The sequence below is a fragment of the Stomatobaculum sp. genome (genome assembly GCF_057248925.1).
The window spans coordinates 36,662-62,116 of sequence record NZ_DBHIHF010000007.1 but is presented as its reverse complement, the minus strand read 5'-3'; the positions used below and the strand labels follow the sequence as shown (position 1 = coordinate 62,116).

22 protein-coding genes are annotated in these 25,455 nt (G+C 59.3%); 4 read left to right on the top strand and 18 right to left on the bottom strand.

The genetic code is table 11. The features are described from left to right. Positions 1 to 3: 3 nt before the first annotated feature. The 11 genes from ACO4XG_RS03655 to trxB form a co-directional block, all read right to left on the bottom strand. Positions 4 to 2,268 (bottom strand): RelA/SpoT family protein, encoded by a 2,265-nt coding sequence (locus ACO4XG_RS03655; RefSeq protein ID WP_308508113.1) that lies wholly within the window; start codon positions 2,266 to 2,268, stop codon positions 4 to 6. Positions 2,269 to 2,357: 89 nt separating this feature from the next. Continuing rightward, positions 2,358 to 3,143 (bottom strand): adenosylcobinamide-GDP ribazoletransferase, encoded by a 786-nt coding sequence (locus ACO4XG_RS03650; protein ID WP_308508114.1) that lies wholly within the window; start codon positions 3,141 to 3,143, stop codon positions 2,358 to 2,360. After that, positions 3,140 to 3,685 (bottom strand): bifunctional adenosylcobinamide kinase/adenosylcobinamide-phosphate guanylyltransferase, encoded by a 546-nt coding sequence (locus ACO4XG_RS03645; RefSeq protein WP_308508115.1) that lies wholly within the window; start codon positions 3,683 to 3,685, stop codon positions 3,140 to 3,142. The genes ACO4XG_RS03650 and ACO4XG_RS03645 overlap by 4 nt, the downstream gene beginning before the upstream one ends. Further along, entirely contained in the window at positions 3,679 to 5,010 is a 1,332-nt protein-coding gene (locus ACO4XG_RS03640) for a cobyrinic acid a,c-diamide synthase CobB (protein ID WP_308508116.1), read from the bottom strand. The genes ACO4XG_RS03645 and ACO4XG_RS03640 overlap by 7 nt, the downstream gene beginning before the upstream one ends. Then, entirely contained in the window at positions 4,998 to 7,208 is a 2,211-nt protein-coding gene (gene cobK / locus ACO4XG_RS03635) for a precorrin-6A reductase (RefSeq protein ID WP_308508117.1), read from the bottom strand. Before cobK ends, ACO4XG_RS03640 begins: the two co-directional genes overlap by 13 nt. After that, a complete protein-coding gene (gene cbiD, locus ACO4XG_RS03630; RefSeq protein WP_308508118.1) occupies positions 7,205 to 8,419 on the bottom strand; it encodes a cobalt-precorrin-5B (C(1))-methyltransferase CbiD in 1,215 nt (404 codons plus the stop codon). Before cbiD ends, cobK begins: the two co-directional genes overlap by 4 nt. Next, on the bottom strand, positions 8,416 to 8,940 hold the full coding sequence (locus ACO4XG_RS03625; RefSeq protein ID WP_308508119.1) for a cob(I)yrinic acid a,c-diamide adenosyltransferase: 525 nt from the start codon (positions 8,938 to 8,940) through the stop codon (positions 8,416 to 8,418). Before ACO4XG_RS03625 ends, cbiD begins: the two co-directional genes overlap by 4 nt. Positions 8,941 to 9,016: 76 nt before the next feature. Then, a complete protein-coding gene (locus ACO4XG_RS03620) occupies positions 9,017 to 9,541 on the bottom strand; it encodes an adenine phosphoribosyltransferase (protein ID WP_308508120.1) in 525 nt (174 codons plus the stop codon). A gap of 45 nt (positions 9,542 to 9,586) precedes the next feature. Beyond that, positions 9,587 to 11,305, bottom strand: a complete 1,719-nt coding sequence (gene recJ, locus ACO4XG_RS03615; RefSeq protein WP_308508121.1) for a single-stranded-DNA-specific exonuclease RecJ — start codon at positions 11,303 to 11,305, stop codon at positions 9,587 to 9,589. 13 nt (positions 11,306 to 11,318) lie between these two features. Beyond that, complete coding sequence (locus ACO4XG_RS03610) at positions 11,319 to 12,038, bottom strand: ribonuclease domain-containing protein (RefSeq protein ID WP_308508122.1); 720 nt, start codon at positions 12,036 to 12,038, stop codon at positions 11,319 to 11,321. An 11-nt stretch (positions 12,039 to 12,049) separates the two neighbouring features. After that, positions 12,050 to 12,970 (bottom strand): thioredoxin-disulfide reductase, encoded by a 921-nt coding sequence (gene trxB, locus ACO4XG_RS03605; protein ID WP_308508123.1) that lies wholly within the window; start codon positions 12,968 to 12,970, stop codon positions 12,050 to 12,052. Between the two features lie 149 nt (positions 12,971 to 13,119). Between trxB and ymfI the strand changes: the two genes are divergently transcribed. Beyond that, complete coding sequence (ymfI, locus tag ACO4XG_RS03600) at positions 13,120 to 13,893, top strand: elongation factor P 5-aminopentanone reductase (protein ID WP_308508124.1); 774 nt, start codon at positions 13,120 to 13,122, stop codon at positions 13,891 to 13,893. A 6-nt stretch (positions 13,894 to 13,899) separates the two neighbouring features. On the opposite strand, the gene ACO4XG_RS03595 is transcribed toward ymfI, so the two are convergent. From ACO4XG_RS03595 to ACO4XG_RS03580, 4 genes are all read right to left on the bottom strand, one after another. Continuing rightward, a complete protein-coding gene (locus ACO4XG_RS03595) occupies positions 13,900 to 14,733 on the bottom strand; it encodes an SPL family radical SAM protein (protein ID WP_308508125.1) in 834 nt (277 codons plus the stop codon). Next, positions 14,663 to 15,328, bottom strand: a complete 666-nt coding sequence (locus tag ACO4XG_RS03590; protein ID WP_308508126.1) for a hypothetical protein — start codon at positions 15,326 to 15,328, stop codon at positions 14,663 to 14,665. The genes ACO4XG_RS03595 and ACO4XG_RS03590 overlap by 71 nt, the downstream gene beginning before the upstream one ends. A gap of 147 nt (positions 15,329 to 15,475) precedes the next feature. Then, positions 15,476 to 16,750 carry a 2-hydroxycarboxylate transporter family protein gene (locus tag ACO4XG_RS03585; protein WP_308508127.1) on the bottom strand — a complete coding sequence of 425 codons (1,275 nt, stop codon included), beginning with the start codon at positions 16,748 to 16,750 and terminating at the stop codon, positions 15,476 to 15,478. After that, the gene (locus tag ACO4XG_RS03580; RefSeq protein WP_334304581.1) at positions 16,747 to 17,256 is read right to left on the bottom strand and encodes an SF0329 family protein; all 510 of its coding nucleotides are present in this window, start codon (positions 17,254 to 17,256) and stop codon (positions 16,747 to 16,749) included. The genes ACO4XG_RS03585 and ACO4XG_RS03580 overlap by 4 nt, the downstream gene beginning before the upstream one ends. Positions 17,257 to 17,407: 151 nt before the next feature. Here ACO4XG_RS03580 and ACO4XG_RS03575 point away from each other — a divergent pair, with 151 nt between their 5' ends. Beyond that, the gene (locus ACO4XG_RS03575) at positions 17,408 to 18,460 is read left to right on the top strand and encodes a S66 family peptidase (protein WP_308508129.1); all 1,053 of its coding nucleotides are present in this window, start codon (positions 17,408 to 17,410) and stop codon (positions 18,458 to 18,460) included. A gap of 124 nt (positions 18,461 to 18,584) precedes the next feature. Continuing rightward, positions 18,585 to 20,720 (top strand): glutamine synthetase III family protein, encoded by a 2,136-nt coding sequence (locus ACO4XG_RS03570; RefSeq protein ID WP_308508130.1) that lies wholly within the window; start codon positions 18,585 to 18,587, stop codon positions 20,718 to 20,720. A gap of 86 nt (positions 20,721 to 20,806) precedes the next feature. Here ACO4XG_RS03570 and ACO4XG_RS03565 read toward each other — a convergent pair whose 3' ends face one another. Then, the gene (locus ACO4XG_RS03565) at positions 20,807 to 22,384 is read right to left on the bottom strand and encodes a metal ABC transporter solute-binding protein, Zn/Mn family (RefSeq protein ID WP_308508131.1); all 1,578 of its coding nucleotides are present in this window, start codon (positions 22,382 to 22,384) and stop codon (positions 20,807 to 20,809) included. Positions 22,385 to 22,525: 141 nt separating this feature from the next. Between ACO4XG_RS03565 and ACO4XG_RS03560 the strand changes: the two genes are divergently transcribed. Continuing rightward, the gene (locus ACO4XG_RS03560; RefSeq protein WP_308508132.1) at positions 22,526 to 23,152 is read left to right on the top strand and encodes an HD domain-containing protein; all 627 of its coding nucleotides are present in this window, start codon (positions 22,526 to 22,528) and stop codon (positions 23,150 to 23,152) included. A gap of 18 nt (positions 23,153 to 23,170) precedes the next feature. Here the strand turns inward: ACO4XG_RS03560 and ACO4XG_RS03555 are convergent, their stop codons facing one another. Then, positions 23,171 to 24,406 (bottom strand): OmpA family protein, encoded by a 1,236-nt coding sequence (locus tag ACO4XG_RS03555; RefSeq protein WP_308508133.1) that lies wholly within the window; start codon positions 24,404 to 24,406, stop codon positions 23,171 to 23,173. Between the two features lie 152 nt (positions 24,407 to 24,558). Next, positions 24,559 to 25,404 carry an MBL fold metallo-hydrolase gene (locus ACO4XG_RS03550; protein WP_308508134.1) on the bottom strand — a complete coding sequence of 282 codons (846 nt, stop codon included), beginning with the start codon at positions 25,402 to 25,404 and terminating at the stop codon, positions 24,559 to 24,561. Between the last annotated feature and the right edge of the window lie 51 nt (positions 25,405 to 25,455).

Genomic DNA, 25,455 nt, shown 5'->3' with positions numbered 1-25,455 from the left:
GGCTCAAACCCTCTCAATGTCAATGATACCCTCGCACTGCCGTATCTTATCCTGCAGGGAGCGCAGTTCCTCCGCCGAACCGATGTCAAAGCTCAGGTTCATGGTCGCGATGTCCTGCTTCGAAGTGCGCGTGTTAATCGCCTTGATGTCTATGCCGCGCTCGGTAAAGACGCGGGTGATGTCGACAAAGAGCCCCGTGCGGTTGTGCGCAATGACGCGGATACTCGCGAGGTACTTTGTCGCCTCGCCCTCCGGCACCTGCCATTCGGCCGGAATAAGGCGCGCACGCTCCGCCTCCGGAAGCGACAGAATGTTGACACAGTCCGTGCGGTGAATTGTGATGCCTCTGCCGCGCGTCACAAAGCCGACAATCTCATCGCCCGGCACCGGCGCGCAGCAGCGCGAGAAGTGAACGGCCAGGTCGTGGATGCCCTTTACGACAATGCCGTTGCCGGACTTCCGGAGTGTCGCCTCGGCATTCTCCTTGTTGTAGGCCTCGATGTTGGCGAGCACCGTCTCATCGGAAATCTGCTTTGCGAGTACCTTTTTCCGCTCCTCGATCATGCGGTTCACGACCTGGCCTTCCTTCAGGCCGCCGTGTCCTACGGTCGCGAGCACGGCATCCCAGTCGTGCATCGAATAGCGGCGCAGCACCTTCTCCTGGTACTCCGGCCGGTTTAACTCATTCCAGTCCTGTCCGCGGCTCTTCGCGTAGGCGGCGAGCAGTTCTTTGCCGCGCACAATGTTCTCTTCCTTGAGCTCGGTCTTGAACCACTGGTTAATCTTATTCCGCGCCTGCGAGCTCTTGGCCTGCTTCAGCCAGTCTCGGCTCGGTCCGCGCGAGTTCTGAGAGGTCAGAATCTCGATGCGGTCGCCGTTCTGAATCCGGTAGTCGAGCGGCACCATGCGCCCGTTGACGCGCGCGCCGACCATGCAGTTGCCGACTGCCGAGTGAATCGAGTAGGCAAAGTCAATCGGCGTCGAGCCGGTCGGCAAAGTCTTCACATCGCCGCCGGGTGTAAACGCATAGACCATGTCGGCAAACGGGTTCAGCTCGTTCTTCACGTCCGAGAGAAACTCTTTGTTGTCCGGCATCTCCCGCTGCCATTCGAGAATCTGGCGGAGCCAGCGCATTTTCTCGGCCTCGCCGCCGGTCAGCGTCGGGTTCTCGCCCTTTGCCTTCTCCTTGTACTTCCAGTGCGCCGCAATACCGTACTCTGCGACCTTGTCCATCTCATAGGTGCGAATCTGCACCTCAAACGGCGTCCCGTTGTGGAACAGAAGCGTCGTGTGCAGGGACTGGTAGCGGTTCGGCTTCGGGCGCGCGATGTAGTCCTTGAAGCGCTCCGAGAGCGGCGTAAAGTGCACATGGAGCTGCCCGAGCGCCGCATAGCAGTCGTTTAAATCCTGCACGAGCACGCGAACCGCAAAGAGATCGTAAATCTCGTCAAAGGTCTTATGCTGATTCACCATCTTCTTGTAAATCGAGAAGATGTGTTTTCTGCGCCCGATCACCGAACTCGGAATTTTGGACGAGTTCATGATGCCCTGTACTTCCGCGATAATGGTCTCGAGCAGGCGCTCCGTGCTGTGGCTCTTCTCCTCGATTTTTTCCTCGAGGTCCCGGTAAGCTTTCGGCTCGAGATAGCGGAGCGCGAGGTCGTCGAGCTCCACCTTGAGGCGGCTGATACCGAGGCGGTCGGCGAGCGGCGCATAGATTTCGAGCGTCTCTTTCGCCTTTTCGCGCTGTTTTTCCGGCCGCATGTGCTGAAGGGTGCGCATGTTGTGGAGGCGGTCCGCGAGTTTAATCAGAATGACGCGGATGTCCTGCGACATCGCGAGAAACATCTTCCGGAGATTCTCCGCCTGGATGTCGAGCTTGTCCGTGGTCCAGGTAATCTGGGTCAGCTTGGTCACGCCGTCCACGAGCACGGCGACATCCTCGCCGAACACGCGGGAAATCTGCGCCCTGGTCAGTATCGTGTCCTCGACGACATCGTGCAGGAGACCCGCGATAATGGTCTCTTTGTCGAGCTCAAGGTCCGCGAGGATAATCGCGACGCAGAGCGGGTGAATAATATAGGGCTCGCCGGACTTCCGCTTCTGATCCATATGCGCATTTTTTGCGGTCATATAGGCGCGGTGAATCAGCGAGGTGTCATCCGAGGGATGATAGCGCTCAATGGCGGCAATCAGCTCCTCATACAGTAAATCCGGGTCTGTAAACTCTGCCGGATTCTCCAATTCTCTCAGGTTTCGCTCTTCCATCTTGTCCGGTTCCCCCTTTCCCGGCGCCGCGCAAAGACCCGGCGCTGTTTCTGAACTGCTCTTCCGCTTTCGGATATAGTAAGCCTCAATTATAAAGAGTTCAAACATGAAATGCAAGCTGCGGCAAACACGGCCGCAGCCTCGCAATTCGTGAGCAAAAATCCCGCGAGATCCCCTGTCATACCGCCGAACGAAAAACGGGCGCGGCAGGCGCTGTAGAACGCCGCGGCGAGCACGGCCGTCAGGATTATAAAGCCTGTCAGCCGTGTCCCGGTCAGCATGAGCAATCCACTCCCGAGTAGCAGATAGAGAAGCGAGATGCCCCGCCCCCTCCGCCGCTGCTTCTCGGCCGTGAAGTCGTAGACCGTACCGGCGCCCCGCGCATTCGGAAGTACAAAAATCGAGAGTGCGCTGAGCGCGCGGCTTAAGAGAAAGCAGCAGAGCACCTGCGGCAGTATCCGCCCTGCCGCTCCGCCCGAAAATACAGTCTCCCAGGAGGCAAACCCGCAAAGGAGCAGTAAAATGCCCTGCAGTACGGCCGCCGAACCGGCGTGAACATCTTTCAGAATCGCAAGCTTTTCCGCTTTGCCCTTCCAGGAACCGAGCGCATCGACCGTGTCCAGAAAGCCGTCAAAGTGAATGCCGCCGGTGAAGAGTAACGGTGCCGCCGTCATGACAAAGGCGGCGAGCGGCGCCGAAACACCGCCGCGTACCAGTACGCGTGCGATGCCGTATAGGAGTCCGCCCTCGATCACGCCGAGCAGCGGAAAGAAAAAAAGCGCCATCGCCTTGCTCTCCTCGTCCCAGCGCACATTCGGCACCGGAAGCCGCGAGTACATCGCCGCGGCAATGCAAAAGGCACGAAGATATTTCATAGCGCCTCCTTCCGTTTGAGGCAGCGCACCGCTCCGAGTTCCGAAAGATACACCGCATCCGCTCTTGCGGCGAGCCCATTCTGCAACGCGGAAAAGAGGCGCACATAGCGCTCGGTGTCGGACTCTCCGTATCGCGGCTCCTCCGCGAGCAGGGCGCCGACCAGGATAAGTTGCGCACACTTTTTCTCGAGCGCAAGCAGACTCTCGCGCAGCTCCCGCAGTACGGTTTCTTCGCTTCGGTCCTCCGCCTCCGGCGAAAAGAGCTCGTTTCCGACGAGATTTCCGAGGTCTTCCAAAAGAACCACAGCGTCCGCGGGCAGCGAAAGTTCGTGTACCGCGCGCGCCTTTTCAACGGTCACAAAGCCCTTTTCGGCGCGCTGTGCCCGGTGCTTTTGAATCCTCGCTTCTGCCTCCCTACCGTCGTGCTCCATGGTCGCAAGATAAATGAGCGGACGCCCCGCTTCTCGCGCTGCAGCGGCGGCGGTCGCTTCCGCTGCCTCGGATTTCCCGCTCGCGCTGCCGCCTGCGTAGAGCACTAGCATGGTTTTCCCTCGCGGGCGCGCCCGAAGGCGCGGCAGGCAGCCGCAAAGCGCGCCGCTGCCTTTCTGCCCGCTGCGTTTGCGAGGTAAAGGTGCGGGTAGCCCGCAAAGAGGGTCGCACTTCCCCGCACGCAGGACCAGGACTTACTGCCGTTTGCCTTGGTCGCAACGCAGCTCCCGCCGTTCTCCGTCGCATCCCAGTAGTGGAACTCGTGCCCGCGGAGACTTTCGCCCGGCGAAAGCAACAGGGTCTCCTCTTCCGCCCGGACTTCGATATAGCCGAAGCGCTGCAACTTCTCTGTCCGGAAGGCACGGCCGGTGAGTGCCCCCGCCATTTCATACGGCACGCCGTGCATATCCTCGAGGCTTTCGAGCAGGTACATAAAGCCGCCGCACTCGGCGACCGTCGGAAGCCCGCCCCGCACGGCGTCCCGGATATCCTCCCGGAGCGAGACCTGGTTGCTGAGCGCCTCGGCATAGAGTTCCGGATACCCGCCAGGCAGCCAGAGCCCCGAGAGCCCGGCGGGCAGCGAGCGGTCCGAAAGCGGGCTGAAATAGACCGGCTCTGCGCCGCATTCGGTCAGCACGCGCAGATTTTCCGGGTACAGAAACGAGAACGCCGCATCCCGCGCAATGCCGAGGCGAAAGGCTTTTGCCGTTGCCCCCGCACTTGTCCGGAACTCGGCCGGAAGCGTCTTTCGGAGTGCCTCCGCCATCTGCCGCGCAAAGCGACAAATCTCTTCGGTCTCGAGCGGCACCACGAGTCCCAGATGACGGCTCTTCAGTTCATGGCTCCGAAGCGACGGGAGGCAGCCGTACACCTTGACCCCGGCGAGCTCCGCCGGGATCGAGTCCTCAGACGCTGTGCCGTCCTTGCCTCCCTCGTTTAGAAGTATGCCCGTGAGCCGCGCGCGGTCTTCCGGAGACAGCGCTTCGATTTTGCGCACCGCCTCGCCCTCCTGTCCCCGCGCGACCAGCAGCAGCACGGGAACATCCAGCACCCGCGCGACTTCGAGCGCCGAGGCCCTGTCCCCCTGTCCGGCAATTCCGTCCGTGAGCCCCATCGCGGCCTCAATGAGAAGAATATCCGCCTCGCTCCGATAGCGCGAAAAGGTCTCGCAGAGCTCGGAGGAATCCAGAAAATACGGGTCCAGGTTAACGCAGGGGCGGCCGGTGATTGCGGTGTGAAACTGCGGGTCAATGTAATCCGGCCCCGTCTTATAGACCTGCACGGTCTTACCTGCCTGCCGCCAGAGCGCCGCGAGCCCCATGGTGACACTGGTCTTGCCCGCGCCGGATGTGAGTGCCGCAACCATCAGTCTTTGCATGTTCCGTCTCCTTCTATCAGGAAGAGCAGCGTCGGATTCTGCCCGAACAAGAGGTGATAGTGCCCCATCTTTTTGGTCTCGGCCGCGCTGAGCTGCAGGCACTGCGTCCGGTACCCCTCTCTCTCATAGGCCGCGCTGAGCGACGAGAGTTCCGAGACGGTCTCAAGGCTTACCGCTGTCGCAACCACGCGCGCGGCGGGATTCTTTGCAAAAACGGCGCCGAAGATTTCTCCGATTTTGCCTGTGCTGCCACCCACAAAGACGCAGTCCGGCGCCGGGAGATTGCCGAGTGCCTCCGGCGCATGTCCGAAGACCTGCTCTACCTGCGAGAGCGCAAAGCGCTCCATGTTTTTCCCGGTGAGCGAAAAGGCGTCCGCATCGCACTCGACGGCATAGACACTGCCGCGCGGCGCAGCCATCGCAAGTTCTGCGGTCATGCCGCCCGTGCCGCTCCCGATGTCATAGCAGATACTGTCCTCTTGCACGCCGAGAAGCGAAATCGCGGCCGCGCGAATCTGCCGCTTGGTGAGCGGAGTCTTCTCCCGGACAAAACAATCATCCGGGATGCCGGGCGCAAGCGGCCGCGCCTTGCAGCTGTCCGGCAGGGCGAGGTACAGGCAGACCAGGGCGTGCGGCGGCAAGGACGCAAATTCCGCCTCGAGTGCACTCTCGCGAAGCTCTGCCGCACTGCAGGAAAACACGGCTTCGTCCGGCAGCGACAAATTCACGCCGAAGTGAAATTCCGCTTCCCCGGCGCCCGCCCTGCAGAGCGCCGCCGCAAGTGTGCGGAGCTCCGAGAGCTGTGCACTGCCTTCCAAGATGACAAACACCCGCCGCGCCCGCAGGAAGACCGGGAGCACGGCATCCTTTTTCCCGTGCAGGCGAAGATCCGGCACTGCCTCTGCCGAAAAACCGAGGCGCGCGGCCAAACAACTCTTAGATGAAATGCCCGGCAGCACAACCGGCTCCCTAAGACCTGCGTCCGCCAAGGCGCGCCGCAGCTTTTTGGTGACCGAGAAAAATCCCGTGTCGCCGCTGCAAAGCAGCACAATGCGTTCCGCCCGGCTCTCTGCGACCAGGCGCGCAATCTCCTCCGGCTTGTAGCTCGCAACCGTCGGCGGCACCGTGAGACCCAGTTCCCGCAGAAATGCCTCTGCAAAGGCATTCATCCGAGACGCGCCGACAATCAACTCTGCTTCCGCGATACACTGACCGGCCGCAAAGGTGAGCTGTGAGGTTTCGCCCGGGCCTATGCCGACAATCGAAACCTGCTTTTTCCCCGCCTTGGCTTCCGAGTTGGTTTCGGCCTCTGCCCTGCCCTCGGCTTTTTCTTTGCTCTCTGTTCGGATTTCTGTTCGGATTTCTTCTTGCATGTCCTCTCTCCTCTCCGGTGTCATACATGCCGCGTACTGCGCCCGAAGAAGCGCCTTGATCTCGGAAAGGGCGTATCCGTCCCGCTCTGTCGGCCGCCGGATTGCGACAAAGCAGATGCCGAGTTCCTCCGCGGCACGCAATTTTTCAAGATAGCCCCCCGGCTTTCCGGACTGTTTCGTAACCAGAAACTCTGCACCGTATTGCTGTAACAAGGCCTGATTCAGCGAGACAGAACTTCTGCCCTGCATCGCAACGATATGATCGGGCCGAATGCCGGCTTCCGCCGCTTTCCGAAGCGCCTCTTCTCCCGGCAGGATGCGGACCGTGAGTCGCTCGCGCGGCAGCGCCGCATAGGCCTTCAGCTCCTTGCTGCCGGTCGCAAGAAACACAGCTCCCTCTGTTTTCGCCAGCCAGTCCGCCGCCTCTTGCTGGCTGTCAAAGAGACGGAAGCAACCGCGCGCGCGAAGTCGCGCTTCGATCTCTGCCGCCTCCGAAGCGCTATCCTCGTCCCGCAAAATGCGATAATAGCGGACACCCGCCGCAGCTGCCGCCGCGCGGATATTCTTTGAGACCTCGGTCGCAAACGGATGCGTCGCATCCAGGACCGCAAAAAAGCCGCCGGTCCGAAACAGCTTCTCCATTTCGACCGCATCGAGCCGCCCGTACTCCGCGGGCAGCGCTTTCTCCCGAAGCAGCGCTTCGCCGTAGTCTGTCGCGACATGGCTCAGCGCCGGAATACCCATATCTCTCAGCCAGAGCGCAAGCTCTCTTCCCTCTGTCGTGCCGCCAAAGAGCAGCACTCTGTTTTCCCGATTCCGTTTCATGTTTCCGTGCTCCTCTCCATCAGGCGCCGCGCGTTCGCGCTCTCCGCGAGTACCCCGTCCTCCAAAGTGTAGAATAAAATGCCGACCTCTAATTCTCCCCGGGTCCGCACAGCGACCGCGCGTTCCATCGCTTTCAGCAAACTCTCCGAAGTCGCCTCGAGAAAACCGAACTCTTTCAGGAGTCGCACGGCCTCGGTCGTGAGCCCCGCCTGCAAAACCGCTGTCACAAGTTCTTTCGGCGCGCCGACTTGAAAGGCATGAATCGCAAAGAGCTCGAGACGGCAGTCCGCCTCCCGCGAGTGCGTATTCATAATGCCGCCCGCCAATTTCACGAATTTCCCGATATGGCCCGCGAGCAGCACGCCCTTTGCGCCGTACTGCACCGCGGCATCGAGCGTCTCGCCGATAAAATTGCTCATCACGACAGGATCCGCCGCCCCGACGCCGAAATGCGCCTCGAGAAAGTGAAGCCCGTAGCTCCCCGGCACCGCGAGAAAGTAAGGCCGCGCGGTCAGATGGAATTTCACATCCGTCACAATGGTCTCAATCAGCGCTCTCCGGCTCATCGGCCGGACAATACCCTCGGTTCCGAGGATCGAGAGCCCGCCCTGTATGCCGAGCTTCGGATTAAAGGTCTTCTTTGCCTTCTCCTCTCCCTCCGGGCAGGAGAGCGTCACCACGATGCGCCCTCCTGCATGAAGATTTTTTAAACCGCTCTCCCGATAGGCGCTCCGAACGGCCGCCTCAATCATATTCCGCGGCACGCGGTTGATGGCCGCCTCTCCGACCGGCTGGTCAAGCCCCGGCTTGGTCACCGTGCCGATGCCCGGTCCGGCGCGAAACACCACCGGAATCTCGGTATCCTCCGCAGCGGCGGTTTCCGCGCTTTCTTCCGTGCCGACACGCGCGTAAAAGAGAAGCCCGTCCGTCACATCGGGGTCATCGCCCGCATCCTTTCGAACGGCCGCAACCGCGCTTGTCACGCCGTCTTCCGTCACCGGTTCCGAAAATTCAATCGGAATCGGCAGCATCGCGCCGACCGGCGTCCGGATTGAGACCGCCGCCAATCGCTCTCCGGAGAAAAGCAGCGTCGCCGCTGCGAGCGCCGCCGCCGCGGCTGTCGTGCCCGTCGTGAACCCCGCGCGGAGCCGCTTGCCGTCCTCAAACGCCGCATAGGGGGCAAGCGCTTTTTCAAGTGCCTCGCTCCTCAAAACTCCACTCCCTCTCTAGCGGGGATTCCCTCGTCAAAGGGGTGTTTCCGCTTCACAATCTCCGAGACATAGTCCGCGCGGGACTTAAGTTCCTCCGGCGCATCCCGCCCGGTCAGCACGAGCTCGAGATTCTCGGGCTTACGATCCAGAAAGTCGAGAAAGCGCTCCCGGGGAATGAGCTCCAGCCGGTAGGCCGCAATGCTCTCATCGAGCACGAGAAGCGCAGGTTTTTCCCGCTCGACCGCCTCCAAAATTTCTGCAAAGTAGCGCCGCACCGCTGCCTTTTCTTTCTCTTTTTCCGCGTCGCTGAGTGTCCAGAAAAAGCCGAAATGCTCCTCCATGCGGAGGCGGTGCACTTCCGGCAGCTTTCCGAGCGCACGCAGTTCCCCCGAGCTCCCGTCCTTTAAAAACTGTGCAAGCAGCACGCGCTTTCCGCGTCCCGCCATGCGGAGTGCAAGCCCCATGGCCGCACTGGTCTTCCCCTTGCCGTCGCCGGTGTAAATATGGATACAAGCCCTCATCTTTTTCCTCTCCGCCTTTCCCGTTCGGACTTCTCAGTGCAGAAAAAGCGCTGCCCGAAGCGGACAGCGCCTTATCTTACTTTCCCTCGTAACTCACCAGCGAGAAGACCGGATAGCCCTTCAGTTTTTCTCTGCCGTGCAGCCCCTTCAACTCAATCACGAACAGCATTTTCACGACCTCGCCGCCGAGCTTCTCGATCAGGCGGACCATGGCCTCGGTCGTTCCGCCGGTCGCAATCAAATCATCCACAATCACGACCTTCTGTCCCGGTTTGATTGCGTCCTTATGGATTTCAATTGTCGCATGTCCGTACTCGAGTTCATACGTCTCCGAGATGGTCTCTGCCGGCAGTTTTCCCTGCTTCCGGATCGGAATAAACGGTTTGTACTCCGCATACGCGAGAGGCACGCCGAAGATAAAGCCGCGGGATTCCGGACCCACAACAAGGTCGTAGTCAACGCCCCGCAGCGCTTCGCGAAGGCCGTCGACCGCGAGATGCAAGCCCTCCGCATCCTGCAGAATTGTCGTGATATCCCGGAACATGACACCGGGTTCCGGAAAGTCCGGAATGGTGCGAATATAATCCGCCACTGTCTTCATCGCTTTTCCTCCAAATGCGCAAATTTCAGCCCCTACTATAGCAGTTCAGCGCACAAATTTCCATGCTTTCAGCACAAGTTGCAAATTCCGCCTGCCCATGTATTCGTTAATTTCCGGATAATACAGGACGGCGATCGAACGGCTTCCCTCCATCTCCGAGAGAAACGCATCGCCGTCGGTGAAGGCGAGCGCCTCCCGCACGGTTCCCGCCTCATCCCGCAGGGAGAGTTTCACGACATTCCGGTTTTTGCCGAGTACACGCGCCGCGCGAATTTCGACATTCTTCTGCCCGAAGCAGGGACGCGCATTGCCCTGACCGAACGGCTCCATGCGCGAGAGCTCTGTAACAAGCTCCTCGTTCGCATAAGCAAAGGGGAGCGCAATGTCAATCCACTGGGTCTCTGTGAGCTGCTCGTCGTTTAGCACCGCATTCCGATTGAGTTCCTCCCGGAAGCGCCCAAGCTCACTCTCCGGGAGTGTTAACCCGGCCGCCATCGGGTGCCCGCCGAACTTTGTGAGCAGCGGCGCCACTTCTTCGAGCGCGCGGAACATGTGATAGCCCTCTATGCTCCGCCCGGATCCCTTCAAGAATCCGGCCTCCTGACTGTCCGTCAGGACAAAGCTCGGGCGGTAATACTTTTCCTTGAGCCGCCCCGCGATGATACCGGCGACCGACTCGTGGCAAGCTTTTAAGTACACCACCAGTACCTTCGGAAGTTCGGGCAGCGCGTCAATCTCCGCCGAGGCCGCGCGGATGCCCTCTTCCGTCATCTGCTTTCGCCGGTCGTTCAGCGCTTTCAGACGCTCGGCCGCCGCTTCGGCACTCTCTTCCCCGGTCTCCAGTAACATCGAAAGTCCGAGCTTTGCGCTCTCGAGGCGCCCGCCCGCATTCAGGCAGGGACCTATCACAAAGCCGATGTGATAGGTTGTGAGCGCCTCCGGATTTAACTCGCAGCGCGCAATCAGCTTTTGTAGGCCCACATTCTCGCAGCAGCCGATTGCCTTTAAGCCCTCGCGCACAATGATGCGGTTCTCTTTTTTTAGCGGCATCACATCGCCGACCGTCGCAATCGCCGCAAAGGGCAAAAAGACGCGCGCGTCCTCCCGCCGCTTTCCGAAGAACAGAAATAACTCTTCGATCAGTTTCCAGGCGACCACCGCCCCGCAAATCGAGGCGAACGGATACTTTGAGCCCTCGCGCTTCGGGTCCACCACCGCGGCGGCCGGCGGCAAGAGCTCTGCCCCGTCTTCGCCGTGCGCAACCTCATGGTGATCGGTCACAATCACGGTCAGCCCGGCATCCGCCGCGGCGGCAATCTCCTGCCGCGCCGCAATGCCGTTGTCACAGGTCACAATCACATCAATGCCGTCCGCGACCGCGCGCTCCACCAGGCGCAGATTCAGCCCGTAGCCGTCCGCAATGCGGTCCGGAATATCATAGTCCGCAGCGGCGCCGAGCGCCCGCAGACCCTGCACCAGAATGTAGGTCGAGCAGACGCCGTCAATGTCATAGTCGCCGATGATGCGAACCGGCGCTCTGCCACGTATCTTCTCCGCCAGAATGCGGACGCTCTCCGCCATATCCGGCAGCAGCGCGCCGCGCGGTATGTCATCCAAAGTGCCGGACAGATATTCGCCGATTTCTTCTTCCGCGACGCCCCGGTTAATCAGAATCCGCGCCAACATCGGTGACACGGAAAAGCGGGCCGAAATCGCTCCGAAATCGGCCCGCTTGCTGTAAATCTTCCATCTGGTTTCTCGCATAGTTCTCCTCTATCTAATAGAGCTGCGTAAACGTCTTATAGTGATCTTCGGTGTAAAAGATGAGCCCGTCGTTCGAGTAGACCAGACGCTTGGCATTCCGCCTGCCGCCCGTATAATCGATGTCACACTCGTAATAACGGCGCCCGCTCTTCTCCGGGAGATTTCCGTCGTAATTGCCGAAGCGGGAACCGCCGACACTCATGCCGGGAAACGCCTCACCGAAATCACCCTCGCCGAAACGGAATCCCTGTTCCTCGGCTTCTTTCTTCGAGATGAAATTCTTCGGGAGTTTTCCGTAAGTGTGCAGGTAAAGCGCAACCTCATCGCGAGAGGTATAGCTTCCGTCCTCGCGAATACCGCTTCCTGCCTCTGTACCGCGCTCCGATACCCGCGCCGCGGTAGTACGCTTCTCTGCGGTGCGCGTCTCCTCGGCAGCTGTGCTCGACAGTGCTTCGCTTGTCCCTGCTTCGGACTCTGCCGAAGCCGCGCCGTCGCTCTGCCGCTTTCCGGACTTCTGACTGCCTTTTGATTTCTTTTTCTTCTTCTGTTTCTTCTTCGACTTTGCGAAGCTGCTCTCCGCACTTTCCTTCTGCGTGCTCTCCGCTTCCGTTGCAAGGGCCGTCTGCTCAGGCCGACTTTCCGCTCGACGATCCGTGCCGCTTCCCCGCGACGCGCAGCCCGCCAGAAGAAAGAGCACCGGAAGCAGGACCAGTAGGCGCCGAAGCCCCCGCATCAGCTTCTCTCTCATTGTTTGGTCAGATAGCGCACCGCGCTCTCCACGGCATTCGCGCCGTCCGCGACCGCGGTGATAACCTGGCGGAGCTGCTTCTTCCGCACATCGCCCGCCGCATAAACACCCGGCACATTGGTCTCACAGGTCTCGTCCGCGAGCACATAGCCGCGCTCGTCTGTCGCAAGGAAGGGGAAATTCTTCGACTCGGGAACTATGCCGACCGAAACGAAAAGACCGTCGATTGCAAGTTCGGTCTCCGCGCCGCTCTTTTTGTTCTTCACGAGGATGGATTTTAACTGCCCCTCGCCGCGAATTTCTTCGACCGTCGAATCGAGGACCAATTCAACGTTCTCCATCTCTCTGACCTTGTCTTCCAGAATCTTTGCGCCGCGGAAGCTGTCCCGGCGGTGAATCAGATAGACCTTCTGACAGAGTCTTGCGAGATAGAGCGCATTGTCGAGCGCCACATCGCCGCCGCCGACCACAGCAGTCACCTTGTTGCGGTAAAAATTGCCGTCACAGATCGCGCAGTAGGAGACGCCGCTGCCGGTCAGTTCCTTCTCGCCCGGCACGCCGAGCTGGGAGTGTTCCGCGCCGCTCGCAATCACAAGGGTCTTCGCGGTATAGCTCTCTTTGCTGCCGACCACGGTCTTGGTGCCGTCCTCGTTGATGCGGACCTCCGATACTTCATCCGTCACAAAGGGAGCTCCCAGTTTCTCTGCGTGCTCGCGGAACTTTTGCCCCAGTTCAAAGCCGCCGATGCCAGGAAGTCCCGGGTAGTTATCGACCTCGGTTGTATTGATAATCTGTCCGCCGCTGATCATCTGCTTTTCGATGACAATCAAATCCAACTTTGCTCTCTGTCCGTAGACCGCCGCTGCCAGTCCCGCGGGGCCGGACCCGATGATAATCATATCGTAAATCTGATTCATACTGCCTCACTTTCTCCAAAACGGACGCGTTGTTTACACTCGTATAGTCTAGCACAACGCTAGGAATTGGCGCAAGCCCCGCGACGTGCTACACTGGTAACGAAACAAAACAAAAAAGAGTTCACCCCCCCAAGACAGGAGTTCACCCCATGACGGAACTGTATTCCCCGATTGAAGAAGCAACAAGAAAAACCCGCCCGCTTGCTCTGGTGACCGGCGCTTCCCGCGGCATAGGCCGCGCGATTGCCCTCCATCTCGCCAAGTCCGGCTACGACCTTTTTTTGCTCGCAAGGAAAGAGCAGGAAAAGCTCGAGGACTGCGCGACACTCTGTCGCGCGGCCGGTGCGCGCGTTGTCACCCGGCTCGCGGATGTCAGCGACAGCGCTGCCTGCGCCGAGGTCTTCTCGGACTTCGACCGGCACTTTCCCGCGCCGAACCTTCTGGTTGCAAACGCCGGCATCTCCCACCTCGGTCTCCTGCAGGACATGACACCCGAAGACTGGGATCATATGATACGCACGGATTTAAGTTCCTGCTTTTATCTCTCGAGACTCGCGATTCCGCGCATGTTGCGAGTCGGCGGCGGCAAGCTTATCTTTCTGTCCTCCGTCTGGGGCAGCCGCGGCGCCTCCTGCGAAGTCGCCTACTCCGCAGCCAAGGGCGGCGTCAACAGCTTTACCCGGGCGCTTGCCAAAGAACTTGCGCCCTCGAATATCCAGGTCAACGCGATTGCGCCGGGCGCAATCGACACGGACATGAATGCGTGGCTCGAAGACGAAGAGCGCCGTGCGCTCGAAGACGAAATCCCGGCGGGGCGCCTCGGTACAGCCGCGGAAGTCGCTGCCCTGGTCTCTCAGCTCGCAGCTGCGCCCGCCTATTTCACCGGCAACATTCTGACCCTCTCGGGCGGCTGGGAAATTTAAGCCGCCTCAGGTCTCGAAAAGATCAAAGAGCGATAGCTGTTGCCCCGCCCGCCTGTCGAGAAACGCGTGGCGATAGGCAAACAAGGCCTCCTGATCGGTGACCAGCCGGCAGGCCGCCGTGCTCTTTTGAAAAAAGTCGGCGAGCGCCGCCGCGTTCGGCGACAGAAACATGCCCGCCTTTCTCGGCTTGCCGGGCGGCAACAGGGCCTCGTACTTCTCCGGCAGTTCCGGATCAAGCTCCCGGAGACAGGAGAAGAAATAGGCGGAGGAACCCGCCCGGAGCGTCACGCCGAAGCCGTTCTGTATCACACCGTAGACCCGTGCCTCGACGCAGTTGCCGAGCAGTGCTTCGAGATTTTCGAGGCTGTCCGTCAGATAGGGCAGCACGGGACCGAGCGTCACAACCGTCGGAATCCCGGCGTCGCGGAGCGCCCGCAGCAGTTCCAGCCGCTCCCCGACCGTGCTCTCCGCCGGTTCAAGCCGCGCCGCAAGTGCCTCGTCCGCCGTGGTCAGCATGACCTCGACCACACAGCGGGTTTTCCGCTGGATACTCTCCAGAATGTCCAGATCCCGGAGCATGCGGAGTGATTTGGTGCGGAGCGAGACCCCGAACTCCATGCGGTCGATTACCTCGAGCGAGCGGCGCATGAGTAGGGTCTCCTCTTCCTCTTTCGGGTAGGGTTCGCTCGCCGAGCCCACCATAATCATGCAGCGGCTCTGTTTTCGCCGCAGAGTCGCCTCCAGAAGTTCCGGCGCGTTGACCTTCGCCTCAAGCTCCCCGTCCGATTCTCGAAAGCGGCTCGAAGCTATTTTTGCGTCGCAGGACAGGATACTGCACACACCGCCTCGGTAAATGTTCAGACCATTTTGCGTCGACAATATGGTTTTTGCCACGCGCTCGTGCATCTTCTCTCTCCTCTCCCGGCAGCAAGAGGCGCACCACCCGTCGGCCGCCTAAATGCTCTCTGCGAAAATATTCCATGGTCTCGACAAAGTCTTCCTTGCCATCGGCCGCATTGAAAAAGCGATAGCGCGCGGGCGTCTCGTCGCTGACGCGCACAAAGGCAATGTAATGCGGCTCTCTGCCCTCGATATAGCGGAGAATGCCGCGCGGCACGCCGCACTCCCGCACGATGCGCACCAGTTCCTCACCGCTCCCGTAGATGCGCGCGATCGGAATGTGCCTCTCTTTAAAATAGCGCACCATGGTCGGAAACGGTGTGCCGTGTGTCCCCTCATAGGGGAGAATACAACGCATGGCCTCATAGACCGCCTCAACCGCTATGCCACGCCCCGCGGCATGCTCTGCGTTGTAAATCGCAACCCAGCCGCAGCCGTTAAACGAGGTGGGATAACGCCCATACGGAAAATTGCTCAGGTAATCCTGATCTTTTAAAAATCCATCTTTCGAAAATGCGCGCGGATCAATCTTCATCGTCTGTGATACCTCTCTCTTATGCCGGAAACGCGGAGCCCCAAAAAGGACTCCGCGTCGTCATCAGCGCTACATTTTATCTTAGCATATCTTCACATTTGCTACAATCCTAATCTCCGACTGCGCAAGAAAAAGCAGAAAAAGTGCTCAGTGCAGCAGAATCGCGGCGAGAATACCGCCGAGCGTCAGCATGAGCGCGCCTATGCTCCTGGTCACAATCTGCGCAAAAGGCAGGAGCGCCATGCGATCCGCCGCCGAGAGCACGGCCACATTGCCGGAGCCCCCCATATTGGTCGTGCACATGCCGGCCGCAATCGAGGCTTCGAGCGGGTAAAAGCCCATGAGCCTGCTGCCCACAAAGCCCGCGGTCAGCGTGATGGCGAGTACGCCGAGCACGATAGTCAAAAGATACGGCAGCGTGAGCACCGCCGCGAGCCGGTTTAAGTCGAGAAGCACAATGCCTATCCCCGTGAGTGCTGCCGCCGTAAAGGCGCGAATCACAAACTGTCCCCAGACCGCCGCTGCCTCTTCCGTCTCCTCGGGCAGGACAGAAAAGCCCTTTGCCGCCATAATACAGAGTATCATGCCCGCATAGGCGGGCAGCGCCGGGATGAAGCCGTGTAAGAGCGCACCGGCCGTATAAAAAGCGAGTGAGAGCAGAAGTCCCGCGAGCAGACTCCCGAAGTCTGCCTGTGCAGGACTTTTTTTCTGCACCGCCCCCTCTCCCCGAAGCAGCTGCCCGCCGCCGCTCAGTTTCGGAAAGCGCGCCGAAAGTCGCACCGTAAGCGCGCCGAAGAGGATGGACACAATGTTTCCGAGCACCGTCGCCGGTGCAATCCGGGTCAGAATCTCACCGGCCGGCATGCCGCTCGCCTCCGCATAGATTGCGGAGAGCGGCACCGCGCCCGCGGTCATCCCGCCGGAAGTCATCGGAATCGCGATATAGAGCAGGCTCTCCGACACCGAAAAGCCCTGCAAAAGACCGAGCAGCACCACCACCGCTGTCCCCGCCGCGACACCGGCAAGCGCGGTCGGCAGAATGCGGAGGGAGGCGCGAAACAAAAGCCGCCGGTCGATCTGAAAGAGGCTGCCCGTAATCAGAGCCGCAATGTAAAAAATCAGAAAGCCCTCGCTCTCTATAAAGCGGCCGAGTATCTCTGTGCTGCCCTTCGGCAAAAGGCCGCTCGCCCCGATTGCCGCGCCGCCGAGCACACAGACCACCGAACCCCCGAAATAGGTCCGCACAAGCGGCACACTCTTTCCGAGCTCGTTCAGGCCCTCGCCGAGCACCAACAGTAAAAATAAGCCGCCCGGCAGCCCGGCCGGAATGACACCGCGCCGCAGCGCGAGACACAGAAGTCCCAGCACGGCGAGGTAGAGCGGCAGCGGAAGTCCCGCGACCCGTTTCATTTCTTTCCTCATCTCTCACGCCCCCCTTCCGCTGCCATTCCCTCTGCGGCTGCCCGTATCGCAAAAAATTCACGGAACGTTTTTTCCTCCCCTTCGATGCCCCGCTTTATTTTTTCCAGTCTCCGTTTTCCGACCCTGCGGTCCAGAATCGCGAAAACGCGGACCAGCATATTTTCGCTTGCGAGACTCTCTTCGATGCTCTGATTGTCAAACATCGAAAAGGCCTCATAGAAACTCCGCTGGTCAAAGACACCGAGCTGCACCGCAGTGTCATCCATAAACGCCATCTCCTCTTTCATCCGCCTCTCATAGCACGCATCCCGCGGAAACAGCGCAGCCTTAAACCAGTTATTATAATAGCAGCCCGCAATGATTTCCTTACCGTCAAGGCGTATCGCCGCGCGCCCCTCATGATCCGGGCACTGATTGTAACTCGTCGCATAATATTGAATATGCCCACGGAGGGACGCTGCCAAATATTCGTTCTCCAGTTTGCTTCTCATACCGCTCCAGCTCACAGTATGCCCTCCCGCTTCCGAATCTCTCATTGTGATATTCTCATCTTAATTTACCCCGCAATTCCCTGTCAAGAAAGCCTCTTCGGTGGCATAATAGAGTTCACCCGAAAACGGTTTATTTCCGAAATTCGCTTTGTCTTTAGGAGGCTCTATGCGTTACCCTCATTTTTTACCCGAAAACGGCTGCATCGGCTTTATCTCCCCTGCCTTCGGCGCTGCCACGGAACCCTACCGCTCCGCTTTTCTGAATGCCCGTGCTAAGTTTGAAGCCATGGGCTACCGCTGCGTGACCGGCCCGAACGCCTTTGTACAGGAAGGGGTCGGCATCAGCAATACGCCGAAGGCCTGCGCGGCCGAAGTCAATGACTTTTTCATGCGAAACGACACGGACATCCTGATTTCCCTCGGCGGCGGCGAGCTGATGTGCACCATCCTGGATGATGTCGATTTTCCCGCGCTTCGGGCCGCTGCCCCCAAGTGGTTTATGGGATTTTCAGACAACACAAACCTCACTTTCCTCCTGCCGACTCTCTGTGACACAGCAGCCATCTACGGCCCGAATGCCCCCGCCTTCGGCATGGAGCCCTGGCACCCGGCACTTTTTGATGCCTTCGCTTTACTCACCGGCAAGCGCGCGGCCTTCGAAAACTATCCCCGCTGGCAGTATGCGGCGCTTCGCGACGAAGAGCACCCGCTGCTCCCCTACCATTTGGACCGCGAGACCAAACTCCGCTGCTTTTGTCCGGATGCGCACGGCGACATGAAGGAGACAGAGGCGCCGCTCACGCTCCGCGGTCGCCTGCTCGGCGGTTGCCTCGATGTGCTGCGCGGTCTCGCCGGCACTTCTTATGACCGCACGGAAGCGTTCCTTCGGCGCTATCCGGACGAACCTCTGCTCTGGTTCTTCGAGTCCTGCGACCTCAATGTCTTTGATATGGAGCGTTCTCTCTGGCAGCTCGAGCACTGCGGCTGGTTCTCTCGCGTCGGCGGTTTTCTGATCGGGCGCCCCCTGCACTTTGACGAACCGCTCTTCGGGCTCGACCAATATGCGGCTGTCCTCCACCGCCTCGAAAAATACCGCGTTCCGATCATCATGGATGCGGACTTCGGACATCTCCCGCCGGCGCTCCCGCTGGTCAGCGGCGCCCTTGCAACCGTCGCGCGGCGCGGAAATACCCTCCGCCTCTCCTACGATTTTCACTGAAACGCTGTTATCTATCTCATAAATATCAATGCATTTTACTGAAATTCGGCCGCCTCTGTTTACAGCGCTTTTTTCCTGTGGTACAGTCACGCAAACATGTTCACTTGCATACAAGGAGGAACCAATGGAAGAAAAACACGAAAGGGTAAACATTGCGGAACTGTTCGGTGAAAATGTGTTCGGCGACCGCGTGATGCGGGAGCGCCTGCCGAAGGCCGTCTACCAGCGCGTGCGGGAAATGATGACCAAAGGCTACGAGCTGGAGCCCGCGATTGCGGATTCCGTCGCCCAGGCGATGAAGGAATGGGCCGTCGAGAACGGTGCGACCCACTACACCCACTGGTTCCAGCCGCTCTCCGGCGTCGCCGCCGAGAAGCACGACAGCTTCCTTTCCGGTGTGGATTCCGAAGGGCGCGCTCTGCTTGAATTCTCCGGCAAGAACCTGGTCCGGAGCGAGGCCGATGCCTCGTCCTTCCCCTCCGGCGGTCTCCGCGCCACCTTTGAGGCGCGCGGCTACACAGTCTGGGACTGCACGAGCCCTGCCTTTCTCCGGAAAGAGGGCGACTGCGTGACGCTCTGTATTCCGACCGCCTTCTGTGCCTACGCGGGCGAGGCGCTCGACCAGAAGACGCCCCTGCTCCGCTCCATGCAGGTCTTAAACCGCGAGGCACTTCGTATTTTAAAGCTCTTCGGCATAAACGACGCAAAATGGGTCAAGCCCTCGGTCGGCGCCGAGCAGGAATATTTCCTCATTGACCGCGAAAAATATTTGAAGCGGAAGGATCTGATTTACACCGGCCGCACGCTCTTCGGCAGCATGCCCGCAAAGGGCCAGGAGCTCGACGACCACTACTTCGGCGTGCTAAGGAAGCGCATCGCCGCGTTTATGCGCGATGTGGACATGGAACTCTGGAAGCTCGGCGTCAGCGCAAAGACCGAGCACAACGAGGTCGCCCCCTGCCAGCACGAGCTCGCGCCGATTTTTGAAGAGGCAAATCTCGCGGTCGACCACAACCAGCTGACCATGGAAATACTCCAGAAGCAGGCCGGTCGCCACGGTCTCGAATGTCTGCTGCACGAGAAGCCCTTTGCCGGCGTCAACGGCTCGGGCAAACACAACAACTGGTCCGTCTCGACCGACACCGGCTTAAACCTCTTAAACCCCGGCAAGCGCCCGCACGAGAATCAGCTGTTTCTCCTGACGCTCGCCTGTGTGCTCGCGGCCGTAGATACGCACGCCGACCTCCTGCGTCTCTCCGCGGCAAATGTCGGCAATGATCACCGGCTCGGCGCGGATGAGGCGCCGCCCGCAATCATCTCCTGCTTCCTCGGCTCCCAGCTCGAGGATATTGTCGCACAGATTATCGAGACCGGTGTCGCAAGCAGCTCGCTCTCCGGAAAGAGCCTCGAGACCCATGTCGACACGCTCCCGAATCTCTACGCCGATGTGACCGACCGAAACCGCACCTCGCCCTTCGCCTTCACCGGCAACAAGTTCGAGTTCCGCATGGTCGGCTCCGGCGACAGCATCGCGAGTGCCAACATTGTCCTGAATACCATCCTCGCAGAGCAGTTCCGCCTCGCGGCCGACCGCCTCGAACAGGCCTCGTCCGTCAAAGAAGCGGCGTGGGAACTGATCCGCGAACTCTTAACCAAGCATCAGCGCATTGTCTTCAACGGCAACGGCTACTCTGAGGAGTGGGTGCAGGAGGCAGCGCGACGCGGGCTCCCGAACTTGAAGTCCTCGATCGATGCGATTCCCGCCTTTACGAGCAAAAAGGCCGTGGAACTCTTCTCTGCCTTCGGCATCTACTCCGAGACCGAGTTAAAGAGCCGCAGCATTGTCGCCTATGAGAACTATGCAAAGCGCATCAACATCGAGGCGCGCGCCATGATCAATATCTCCGGCAAGCAGTTGATTCCCGCGGCGATTCACTATGTGACCCGGCTTGCAACCTCGGTGAATCAGGTGAAGAGCGCCTGCGCCGCGGCCGATGTGAGCGTGCAGGAGGATTTGCTGCTCCGCGCGAGCGAGCTCCTCAGCGATATGAAGCGAAGCCGCGAGAAGTTACAGAGCGATACCGATCTCGCCGCCTCCATTCAGGATCCGGCCGCGCGCGCCGCAGCCTACCACACGCAGATTGTCACGGACATGCGGATTCTCCGCGAGAGCGCCGATGCGCTCGAGACCGTGATTGACAAGGATCTCTGGCCGCTCCCGAGCTACGGCGACATGCTGTTTGAAGTCAGCGAGCCGTAAACAAGCAGCTACGAAAAGAGAGGCACATGCAAATTTGCATGTGCCTCTCTTCTTTTCCCGAATCTGTTTCGGCTGTCTGCTTTTTCTTACTGCAGCGCCTGCTTCAGAACCTCAAGGTTCTTTTGCATCACGCCGAGGTAAGTCTCGCCGTCCGCCATGTTCTTCTCGGTCACGGACTGCATGGAGTCGAGGACCAGAATCTTCTGATTCTTCTCCTTGGTGTTCTGCTGAATCGTGTTCGCAATCTTCTGATCGGAATTCTCAATCACAAGGATGCTGCCGAGCTTCTTCTCATCCACCTTGTCCGCGAGGAAGCGAACCGTCTCAAAGCTCGCCTCGGTGTCCGCCGAGCAGCCGACAAACGCCGCACTGTAGTCGAGGCCGTAGTCATCCACGAGATAGCGGAACGGGAAGCGATCGCCGAAGAGCAGGTACTTATTTGCCGCGTTCTTCACGACATCCGCATACTGCGTGTCGAGCTCGGAGAGCTGCTTCACATAAGCCTCTGCGTTCTTCTTGTAGCTCTCTGCGTTTGCCGTGTCGAGCGCGGAGAGATCCTCGGCAATCTTGTTCACATAGAGCTCCGCGTTCTTCAGAGAAAGCCAGACATGCTCGTCGTACTCGGTCTCCTCGTGGTGATCGTGACCCGCGAGCTCATCGGCGACTTCTTCGCCCGTGAGCGCCGCCGGATAGAATGTCGGCCAGGAATTCTCGGGATCCTTGATTGCGTCAAAGCTCTCGTTGCTAAAGCGGATGTGGAAGTGCTCCGCCGTCGCCGGCGCAATCATGTGATCGTTGAACTCCACATAAATCGGTGCGCCGGAATTCTTATCCTCCGCCTCGAAGCGGTACATCGCAGCCTTGGTGCCCGTGGACCAGTTCTGGATGTAGGTGCCGACATACTTGTACGGGGACTTCACGGTCTTGCCGCTCTCATCCGTGAAGCTGATCGTATCGCCGTCGATGTTAATCTTCGAGATATCGGTCTCGTAGCCCTTCGTATAGTAAGCCTTGTACTCCTCTGCGGTCATCTTACCGGTCTGCTCGGCCTTCTCCTTGAATGCCGTATCGAGCGCGCCGCTCTTTGCGAGCGGGTAAGCGGACTGCCAGTCGCCCTTCCAGTCGGCGAGGGTTCTGTCCTTTACCTCGCTGTCCTCGAAGGTAGAGACTTCCTTGCCGTGGCTGTGCTCGTGGTCATGCTCGTCCTCGCTCTCCTGCATGCCCTCCTTCATCTCCTCTTCCTTCGCCTTGTCGCCGAGGGTCTCCATGAGGTTGATGACCTTCATGTTCTTGTTCTTCGCCTCTTTGAGCGCATCGTCGACCCAGCCGTCGGACTCGCCGCCCACATAGATGAAGAGATCCGCCTCGCTGATTTTTGCGATGTCCTCTGCGCTCGGCTGGAAACTGTGCAAATCCACGCCGTTCTTTAAGAGCAGCGTGAGCTCCGCATTCTCCGCCTTATCGCCGAGCACTGCCTTTGCCCAGTCGTACTCCGGAAAAATGGTCGTGACAACCTTTAACTTCTGACCGCCCGCAGCCGTGCTCTCTGTCTTTGCCTCACCGCTTCCCGCCGCGCTGCTCTCTGCCTTCTTGCTTCCGCCGCAGCCGGCCAATAATGCTGCCGAAAGCGCGGAGACCAAAAGAAACTGTCCGAACTTTTTCATATGCCTCCTCTGTTATCCCCTTGATTGATATTTGCAAACTGCTTCCATTTGCAATATGATTGCAATTTTATTCCGAAACGAAGGCATTGTCAAGGAAAAATGTTAGATTTCTATAACTATTTTGGGTCGCGTGGAGTTACTATGACAGAATCTGTTGCAATTGTTCAATCAGAAATCAAGACCCTTTTTGCGGGAGATGCGAGCGGCCATGACTACTGGCACACTCTTCGCGTGTACCGCCTCGCGCGGCGTCTCGCCGAAGCGTATCCCTGCAATGAGACCCTGGTGGCTCTCGCCGCTCTCCTCCACGACGCCGATGACCCGAAGCTCTTTTCAGGAAAGGACTACCGGAATACCCGCCGCATCCTGAAAAAAGCTGCCATCTCCGAAGAGATGACAGCGAACATCATTTCCGTTATTTCCCAGGTCTCCTTCCACGGCACGGACAGTGTCGCCCCGGACAGCATAGAAGGAAAAATCGTACAGGATGCCGACCGCCTGGATGCCCTCGGAGCCATCGGCATTGCAAGAACCTTTGCCTACGGCGGATCAAGGGGTCGGGCCATGTTTGACCCGACCGAAGCGCCTGCCTTAGGCCTCGGCAGCGAAGCCTACCACAATCACAAGGGCAGTTCTCTGCATCATTTTTTTGAAAAACTCTTCACGTTAAAAGACCTCATGAATACCGAGGCTGCAAAAGCCATCGCGGAACAACGCGAGCGCTTCCTGTGGGACTTTGTCATCGAGTTCTACGATGAGTGGTTTTGAGCCGCTCACATTCGCCGCTTATACCGTCGGAATAATAATCTCCACGCGGCGATTCTGCTGTCTGCCCTCCGCGGTCTCGTTGGTCGCGACCGGATGGCTCTCGCCGTAGCCCTGCGTCGTAATCTCCGCGGTCACGCCCTGTGCCTTCAGATACTCCTTGACCGCATTCGCGCGGTTCTCGGAGAGCGTCTGATTATAGGCATCGTCCGCGTTGGAATCCGTGTGACCGTCAATTTCAAAGGCCGTAATCCCTGCCTCCGTGAGGAGCTTGGCAAGCTGGTTCAGCGTCTCCTGTGCCTCCGGTCGAATGTCGTATTTGTCGACATCGAAGAGCACACCGGAATCCAGGGTAATCAGGAGACTGTTTGCCTCGAGACTCGGGACAGCGGGAACCGCACCGAGCCGCGGGAGGCGCGGCAGCGTGCCGAGCGGCGCCGCATCCACGGTTGCCTTCTGCGTTCCCTTGGTGACGGTCGCCTTGCCCTTGCCGTCGTTCTTGATTTTAAGCCCGCTCTCCGCATCGGAATAGCTGCCCGATCCGTCCTTCTTCTGTGTAATCTGCACTTTACCCGCGCGGTAGCTCATCGCATCATCGTCCGCGGTGACGGTGACTCCGTTCTGCGTGTTTGTGTACAGGCCCTCGCCGTCGTCATCCACCATCAGCGAGATGCCGTAGCGATCATCCTTATAGCTGCCTGCGCCGTCATCATCCACCTGGAGGGAGATGCCTTGCTTACTGTCGAGGTACTGACCCGAACCGTCGTCGTCGCGCTGAATCGTGATGCCGCGCTCTGCGTCGATATACTGCCCCTCACCGTTGCCGTCGGTCTGCACGGTCAAATTCCCGTCTTTATACTGCCCCTCGCCGTTGCTGCCGAGCTGCATGACCGCAGAACCGCGCTGAATCTGATCGTTCTCTACCCTGACCGGCGTGACCGTGATGCCCGGAACCGAGCTGAGCGCCTTGGTCTTGTCGAGCGTGATTTTTGCGGCCGGATTCTCCGAAATGCCGAGATCCGGCAAAACAACTGCCGGAATCTCCGGAATCTGACCGGGCGCATACCCCGGCACCGCCATGTCCGAAGCAGCCACCGCTGTTGTCTCGGCCGCAGTGCCCGTCGCCTGCGTCGAAGCAACCTCGGACTGCGCCGCCGCAGTGCTCGCCGCACTGCTCTTTGCCTTTTTGCCGGATGCGCAGCCTGTGGCCGCAACGCTGAGTGCCAGAACGGTCGCGCAGAGCATTGTTTTCTTCATCTGTGATCCTCCCTAAGCTTTGATATTTGCCTATCATAACAGAGCCGCAAACTGTTGTCTATTCACACAAAGACTGCAAATCTGTCGATTTCCTTAGGGGTTTGCGGGCATTTCTCTGCCACAACCTGTCCGCCCGGGGAGTAGCCGCCGGATTACGGCGCGGTAGCTGCCCGCGCTTCCGTGTCCTCGCTTTCATCGTAGGCATCGTAGGGCGCCGCGGGATTAAAATACCGCTTTCCCGAGGTCTTGCAGCAGAGATCGCAGTGTGAAAAGACAAAGTCAAGGTCCGATGAATAGCCCGTGTGCCCCGTGATAACGAGAGGCCGCAAATTCCGCGCGCGCAGTTTTTCCTCAAATTCCGCAAGGGCGCAAACCGCGAGACGATTATCCTCCGCGAGAGAAGCGAGAAAACTGTAACCGCCGTCCGCCCCGAGCCATATCGCATCGCCGGTCAGAAGATAGCGCCCGTCCAACAGATAGACCATATGCCCCCAGGTGTGCCCCGGCACCAGAAAGCACTCGATTTGAATGTCGCCGATTGTGAAAACCTGTCCGTCCCGAAGCAGAACCTTCTCGTTCGGAATCCTGACCGGCGGAAGACTGCCGAGCCGGTAGAGCACGCGGCGCTTCCGCTCGCCGGTGAGATAACGGTTTTCAATCTCGCCGAGATACACGGTCGCATTCCGAAAGAGACCGCCGCCGTCCGCCTCGACCGCGCCTGTGTGGTCAGTGTCGAGGTGGGTGAGCAGCACATTTGAAATTTGCGCGGGCTTCAGGCCGAGCCAGCCCATCTTTTCTTCGAGGCGCTCGTAGTGATAGCCCGCATCGATCATGAGCACCGTGTCGCCCTTTCGGTAGAAAAACACGTTGGCGACCCACTCCCGCACACAGGCCAGGTGCTCATCGATCCACCCCGTATTCAAAGGGTTAAAAATCCCCTTGCCCCGGTACATCCAACTCATAAACTTGTGCTGAAACGCTGTTGCCTTTTCTGACATGTCACCGCTCCTTTCCCGTGCAAAATCCTGCTTTTCCGCCTTTACGGAAAG